Here is a 6000-nt window from a genome sequence, read left to right on the forward strand (position 1 = left end):
TGCGTCGATCATCGTGGCATCACTCGGCCGAGCGACACAGGCCACGCCGCGAGCCACGGCTGAGTGAGGTGTGTCACGCCGCCGGATCAACGTACGGTGCGCACCCGGGCAGGACTGCGGCGGGGTCGGGGGGGGGGGGGGGGGGGGGGGGGGGGGGGGGGGGGGGGGGGGGGGGGGCGCCCCCCCGGGCGGTCACAGCCCGAAGCGGGACCACTGGGCGCGCTGCTCCAGCGCCTCCACCAGGGAGGACGCCGAGGCGCCGAGACCCAGCCGGGTGCCGGGGGCGCTGCCGCTGAGCCGGGCCAGCAGCGGCTTGCGCGGTTCGACGTCCACGATGTGCGCCTTCGGGAACCGCTCCGCGACGATGCCGCGCAGCGTGCCCAGACCGTCGACGAGCCCGAGCTCCTTCGCCTTCGCGCCGGTCCACACCTCGCCGGTGAACAGGTCGGCGTCGGCGAGCTTGCCCCCGCGCCGCTCCCGCACCCAGTCGGTGAACTGGTCGTGCAGCTCGGTCTGCAGACCGTGCAGCCAGCGCACGTCGTCGTCCTTCTCCGGGCTGAACGGGTCGAGCCGCACCTTGTTCTCGCCCGCGGTGTAGACCCGGCGCTGCACGCCGATGCGCTCCAGCAGCCCGTCGAGCCCGAAGCTAGCGCTCACCACGCCGATGGAGCCGACCATCGAGGTGCGGTGCGCGTAGATCTCGTCGGCGGCGCACGCCAGCCAGTACCCGCCGGACGCGGCCACGTCCTCGCAGAACGCCAGCACCGGCACCTTCTTCTCCGCCGCCAGCTGGCGGACCCGGTCCGCGACCAGCGCCGACTGGGTCGGCGCCCCGCCCGGCGAGTTGATCGACAGCACCACCGCGGACAGCCGGTCGTGCCCGAACGCGCGGCTCAGCGCCGACTCGGTGGTCTGCAGCGAGATGGTGCCGCGGTTCATCGGGCTCGGCGTCGGCGTGATCGTGCCGTGCAACTTGACCACCGCCACCACCGGTCCGCGTTCGGCCCGCTCGGCCAGCTTCGGCGGCAGCTTCGAGGCGAGCTTGCCGGTCAGGACGTCGGTGAACTTCTGCGGTGCGTTGTCGTTCATGCCCCGACGTTACCGGCTCGGCGGGCCCGCCGACGGGCTCCGGAAGCGGCCGGCGGGACCGTTCGCACCAGGTGAACGGCCCGTCCGGGCGCGGGTCCGGGACTGGGCTGGACGCGGCGGCTGGGCTGCGTGGATCAGCGGCTGGGCTGGGCGGGTCAGCGGCTGGGCTGCGTGGATCAGCGGCTGGGCTGGGCGCTCGCGCCCGGGGCCGGCTCGTCGAAGGCGGCCACCGGCAGCGGGAGCACGCCGGGCGCGAACTTCGGCACTCGCATGATCACCTTCATGCCCGCGTTCTCCGCCGTCTCCACCACCAGGCCGTAGTCGTCGCCGAACGTGGCCCGCATCCGGTTGTTGATGTTGCCGAGGCCGACGTGCGCGCCGGTGAGGTGCGCGTTCGCCAGCTCCGCGTCCAACCGGTTCGGGTCCATCCCGATGCCGTCGTCGTCGACGCTGATCAGCGCCTCGGAGCCGCGGTCCTCGGCCACCACCGACACGGTGCCGCCGCCCGGCTTCGTCGCCAGCCCGTGCCGCACCGCGTTCTCCACCAGCGGTTGCAGCGCCAGGAACGGCACCACCACCGGCAGCACCTCCGGTGCGATCTTGAGCTGCACCTTCAGCCGGTCCGGGCCGAACCGGGCGCGCTCCAGGATCAGGTAGCGGTCGATGTTGCGGATCTCGTCGGCCAGCGTCGTGTAGAGGCCGGTGGAGCGGAACGAGTAGCGGGTGAAGTCGGCGAACTCCATCAGCAGGTCGCGGGCCTGCTCCGGGTCGTTGCGGATCTGCGAGGAGATGGTGTTGAGCGCGTTGTAGATGAAGTGCGGCGAGATCTGCGCCCGCAGCGCCCGCACCTCCGCGCGGGCCAGCTTCTCCTTCGACTCCTGCAGCTCGGCGAGCTCCAGGTGGGTGGACACGTGGTGCGCGACCTCGCTGGCCGCGCGCAGCAGCCGCTTCCGGTCTCCACCGCTGATGATCACCAGCGCCCCGCGGATCTCCCCGGACACCTCCAGCGGCACCACGACCCCGTACCGCATCAGGCAGGGGCGCTGGTCGCACAGCAGGTCGGTGTGGTCGATGTACTCGCGCTTGCCGTCGCGGAGCGTGACCTCGATCTTGCCGCGCAGGTCCGCGTAGTGCTGGTTCGCGTCGCCGTCCCAGCTCAGCAGGGTCGCGTCCGCGTCCACCACGCCCACCGCCACGCAGGAGAGCAGTTCGCGCAGGTGGGGGGCGGTCTTGTCCGCCGACTCCTGCGTCATGCCCGCGCGCAGGAACGGCGCGGCACCCGTCACGTGGTGCAGCGCCGTCAGCATCGCGTCCTCCACCGAGGTGCTCACCCGGCGCGAACGGCACAGCAGCACGAACATTCCGAGCACGGCGAGGGCGGCGAGCGCGGTCAGCACGGTCCGCTCGGTCAACAGCTCCGGCACGTCCACCAGTATTCGTCCCAGGCACGCGGGGAATCAAGAACGCTACGCCGGGTAGCCGGATCCGAGCGGTGAACGGTGCTCACCGACTCCGTTCGGACCTGTCGGCTGCGCCGGACGCACCGGACCGGCGGTCACTTCAGCAGCCGCGACATCCGCCGGTCCGCCAGCCGCTTGCCGCCGGTCTGGCAGGTGGGGCAGTACTGCAGCGAGCGGTCCGCGAACGACACCTCCCGCACCAGGTCACCGCACACCGGGCAGGGCAGGCCGGTCCGCCCGTGCACCCGCAGCCCGGAGCGCTTCTCCGCCTTCAGCCGCGCGGCGTCCCGGGAGCGGTCGACGGCGTCGGACAGCACCTCCCGCAGCGCGGCGTGCAGCCGCCGCACCGCGTCCTCGCCCAGCTTCCCGGCGGTGGCGAACGGGGACAGCTTCGCGCGGTGCAGCACCTCGTCCGAGTAGGCACCGCCGACGCCGGCCAGCCGCGACTGGTCGGTGAGCACCGTCTTCACCCGCTCCGAGCGCCCGGCGAGCACCGCGGCGAACTCCTCCTCGGTGATGCCGAGGGCATCCGGACCGAGCTTCGCGATGCCGGGCACCTCGGCGGGGTCGTGCACGATCCACGCGGCGAGCCGCTTCTGCGTGCCCGCCTCGGTGAGGTCGAAACCGGGTCCGTCGAGGTGCACCCGCATCGCGATCGGCCCGCGGCCCGGCTTCGGCGGGGCGGGCGCGAGCGCGTCGGACCAGCGCAGCCAACCGGCCCGCGCCAGGTGCACCACCAGGTGCAGGCCGTCGCAGTCCAGGTCCAGGTACTTGCCGCGCCGGTCCGCGCCGGTCACCACCCGGCCGACCAGCGCGGTGTGCGGCGGGTCGGCGGTCTTGAGCACGCTCATCGAGGCCACGTCGACCCGGGTGACGGCGCGCCCCGCGGCGACGTCCCGCAGGTGCCGCGCCAGCGCTTCGACTTCCGGCAGCTCAGGCACCCCACCAGTCTGCCAAGATCCGCGGCCGGGCTCACTCGGTCGGCTGCAGGGAACCGTTCATGTCGGGTTCGGCGTAGAGCTCGATCTGGCGGGCGATCTTCGCCGTCTCCTGGCGCGTGTTGAAGAAGCCGCGCTGCACGCCGACCCAGCGCTCCGGCTGGTGCTCGTCCTCGTCGCCCGGGGTCTCCGCGATGATCGTCCACGGGCGGTGCATCAACCAGCGGACCGGGAAGAACAGCACCGCGACGATCAGCAGCAGGATCAGCCAGATCGGGATGTAAACGCCCTCCGGGGTCCACAGGACGAAGGTCAGGATAAGAACAGCGAGCACGCCGAACATGAGGATCGCCGGCCCGGCGCCACCGTTCACGTCGTGCTCGAAGTCGTCGCCCGCGATCGGGTTCGACCACTCCAGGCTGGAACGCACGTTCCACAGCCTGCCGTCGGATCCCCGCACCACCCGGTTCATCGTCGCCTCCTCGCCCGGCGCCGGGCGTTCTCGGATCGTTCGTCCCAGCCGTGCCCCCGGTTCCGGCGGCAGCGCGCCGTCACCGAGCGTGCCGATACCGTATCGCGCCCGTCATCGGCCTTGAGGGTGAAACCCGGGGGCACCCGGATCATTGTCGATCACGGACGGCGAGGGGACCAGCCCCGGCCGGTTCGCCGACCGCGGAACCCGGGCCCGCGGCGCTACGGTGGGCGCCACCACCACGACCGGGGAGGACGAGATGGATCTCGACCGGGCGCGTTCCTTCCTCCGCGAGCACCACCGGGCGGTGCTGGGCACGCTGCGCGCCGACGGCACGCCGCAGCTGGTGCCCGTGCTCGTCGCCGTCGACGACCGCGGGCGCGCGCTGATCAGCACCCGGGACGGCAGTGCGAAGGTGCGGAACCTGCGGCGGGACCCCCGTGCGTGGATCTGCGTGCTGCCGGACGAGTTCTTCGGCGAGTGGATCCAGGTCGACGGCGCGGTGGAGGTGGTCGAGCAGCCGGCGGCGTTGCCGCTGCTGGAGGACTACTACCGCCGGGTCGCCGGGGAGCACGAGGACTGGTCCGCGTACCGGCGGGCGATGGCCGAGGAGCGCCGGGTGCTGCTGCGGATCGAGTTGGAACGGGCCGGTCCGAGCCGGCGGTGACCCCCCGGGAACGGCTCGCGAACGATGGGTTAGACTGTTCCCAACAGCGCTTCGAGGGGCGTGAAGATCACTCCGGTGATCGGGACTCCCGAGATCGTTGATGCGGATGTAGCGCAGCTGGTAGCGCATCACCTTGCCAAGGTGAGGGTCGCGGGTTCGAGTCCCGTCATCCGCTCGCAGAAGGCCCCGCCGGTGACGGCGGGGCCTTTTTCGTGCGTGGTCGGTCCGGTCAGTCCTCCAGCTTGAACCCGATCTTGAGCCCGACCTGGAAGTGCGCGACCTCGCCGTTCTCGACGTGGCCGCGGACTTCGGTGACTTCGAACCAGTCCACCTCCCGCAGCGTTCGCGCGGCGCGGCGCACCCCGTTGCGCACGGCGTCATCGACGCCCTGCTCGGACGTTCCGACGATCTCGGTGACCCGATAGACGTTGTCTGCCATGCCGGGATGGTCCGCACGGCCGCAGCACCCCGCAAGCTGACGGCGATCATGGGCTAGACCAATCGGGCTCAAGGTCTGGACCAATAGCGATGTGTCTGCCAACCTCATGTTGCCCGGAACGGAGCTATTAAGCCAGAAGAGTGAGACGTACTTTTTGCGACACCGATTCAGAAAGGAGCACTCCCCCATGCTCAAGAAAAGTGTGAAAAGCACGATCGGTATCGCCGCGGTCAGCATCGCCGGATTGGCGTTGCCGGTTTTCACGTCCGGAGTCGCGACCGGCCACGGATTCGTCCAGAGCCCCGCGAGCCGCCAGGAGGCCTGCTCGAACGGGACGCTGAACGACTGCGGCGCGATCCAGTGGGAACCGCAGAGCGTCGAAGGCCCGAAGGGCTTCCCCGAAGCCGGCCCCGAGGACGGCAGCATCTGCTCCGCGGGCCTGGAGCAGTTCTCCGAGCTGGACGACCCGCGCGGCGGCCAGTGGCCCACCACGGACGTCGCCGCTGGTCAAGACTTCCAGTTCCAGTGGAAGATCACGGCGGCGCACTCCACCAGCTCGTTCCGCTACTACGTCACGAAGGACGGTTGGGACCCCACCCAGCCGATCAGCCGCGACCAGCTCGAACCCACCCCGTTCGTCGACGTGGACTACGGCGGCGCCCAGCCGCCGAACACCTACACCCACGACGGGAAGATGCCGGAAGGCAAGTCCGGCAGGCACGCCATCGTCGGCGTGTGGGACGTCGCGGACACCGCGAACGCGTTCTACTCCTGCGCGGACGTGAACTTCGGCTGATTCGATGATCTAGAATGTCCCCGGTGCCGGGGGGGGGGGGGGGGGCGCCCCCCCCCCCCCCCCCGGGCGGCCCAAAACAACGACCGCCGAATGCAACACCCCGCCCGCGGGCCCGGGCGGCGCGGGGGGGGGGTTTTTT

7 protein-coding genes and 1 tRNA gene are annotated in these 6000 nt (G+C 71.3%); 3 read left to right on the plus strand and 5 right to left on the minus strand.

The window, feature by feature from the left end; all coding sequences use genetic code 11:
- Window positions 1–192: 192 nt before the first annotated feature.
- The 4 genes from LCD33_RS18755 to LCD33_RS18770 form a co-directional block, all read right to left on the minus strand.
- Window positions 193–1089, minus strand: a complete 897-nt coding sequence (locus LCD33_RS18755) for a S49 family peptidase (protein ID WP_224958339.1) — start codon at window positions 1087–1089, stop codon at window positions 193–195.
- Between the two features lie 176 nt (window positions 1090–1265).
- Window positions 1266–2513 (minus strand): sensor histidine kinase, encoded by a 1248-nt coding sequence (locus LCD33_RS18760; protein WP_224968866.1) that lies wholly within the window; start codon window positions 2511–2513, stop codon window positions 1266–1268.
- A gap of 131 nt (window positions 2514–2644) precedes the next feature.
- Window positions 2645–3490, minus strand: coding sequence for an Fpg/Nei family DNA glycosylase (locus tag LCD33_RS18765; protein WP_224958337.1), 846 nt, complete (start codon window positions 3488–3490; stop codon window positions 2645–2647).
- A 31-nt stretch (window positions 3491–3521) separates the two neighbouring features.
- Window positions 3522–3959 carry a DUF983 domain-containing protein gene (locus LCD33_RS18770; protein WP_224958336.1) on the minus strand — a complete coding sequence of 146 codons (438 nt, stop codon included), beginning with the start codon at window positions 3957–3959 and terminating at the stop codon, window positions 3522–3524.
- Window positions 3960–4110: 151 nt separating this feature from the next.
- Here LCD33_RS18770 and LCD33_RS18775 point away from each other — a divergent pair, with 151 nt between their 5' ends.
- Together LCD33_RS18775 and LCD33_RS18780 are read left to right on the plus strand one after the other, a co-directional pair.
- Window positions 4111–4626, plus strand: a complete 516-nt coding sequence (locus LCD33_RS18775; RefSeq protein ID WP_224968868.1) for a PPOX class F420-dependent oxidoreductase — start codon at window positions 4111–4113, stop codon at window positions 4624–4626.
- Between the two features lie 102 nt (window positions 4627–4728).
- A tRNA-Gly gene (locus LCD33_RS18780) sits at window positions 4729–4801 on the plus strand.
- Window positions 4802–4855: 54 nt separating this feature from the next.
- Here LCD33_RS18780 and LCD33_RS18785 read toward each other — a convergent pair.
- Entirely contained in the window at window positions 4856–5065 is a 210-nt protein-coding gene (locus LCD33_RS18785; protein ID WP_224958332.1) for a dodecin, read from the minus strand.
- Window positions 5066–5252: 187 nt separating this feature from the next.
- Between LCD33_RS18785 and LCD33_RS18790 the strand changes: the two genes are divergently transcribed.
- Window positions 5253–5861, plus strand: coding sequence for a lytic polysaccharide monooxygenase (locus LCD33_RS18790; RefSeq protein ID WP_224958330.1), 609 nt, complete (start codon window positions 5253–5255; stop codon window positions 5859–5861).
- Window positions 5862–6000 lie beyond the last annotated feature (139 nt).

It is taken from the genome of Saccharopolyspora sp. 7B (assembly GCF_020177435.1).
Classification (GTDB): Bacteria; Actinomycetota; Actinomycetes; order Mycobacteriales; family Pseudonocardiaceae; genus Saccharopolyspora_C; species Saccharopolyspora_C gregorii.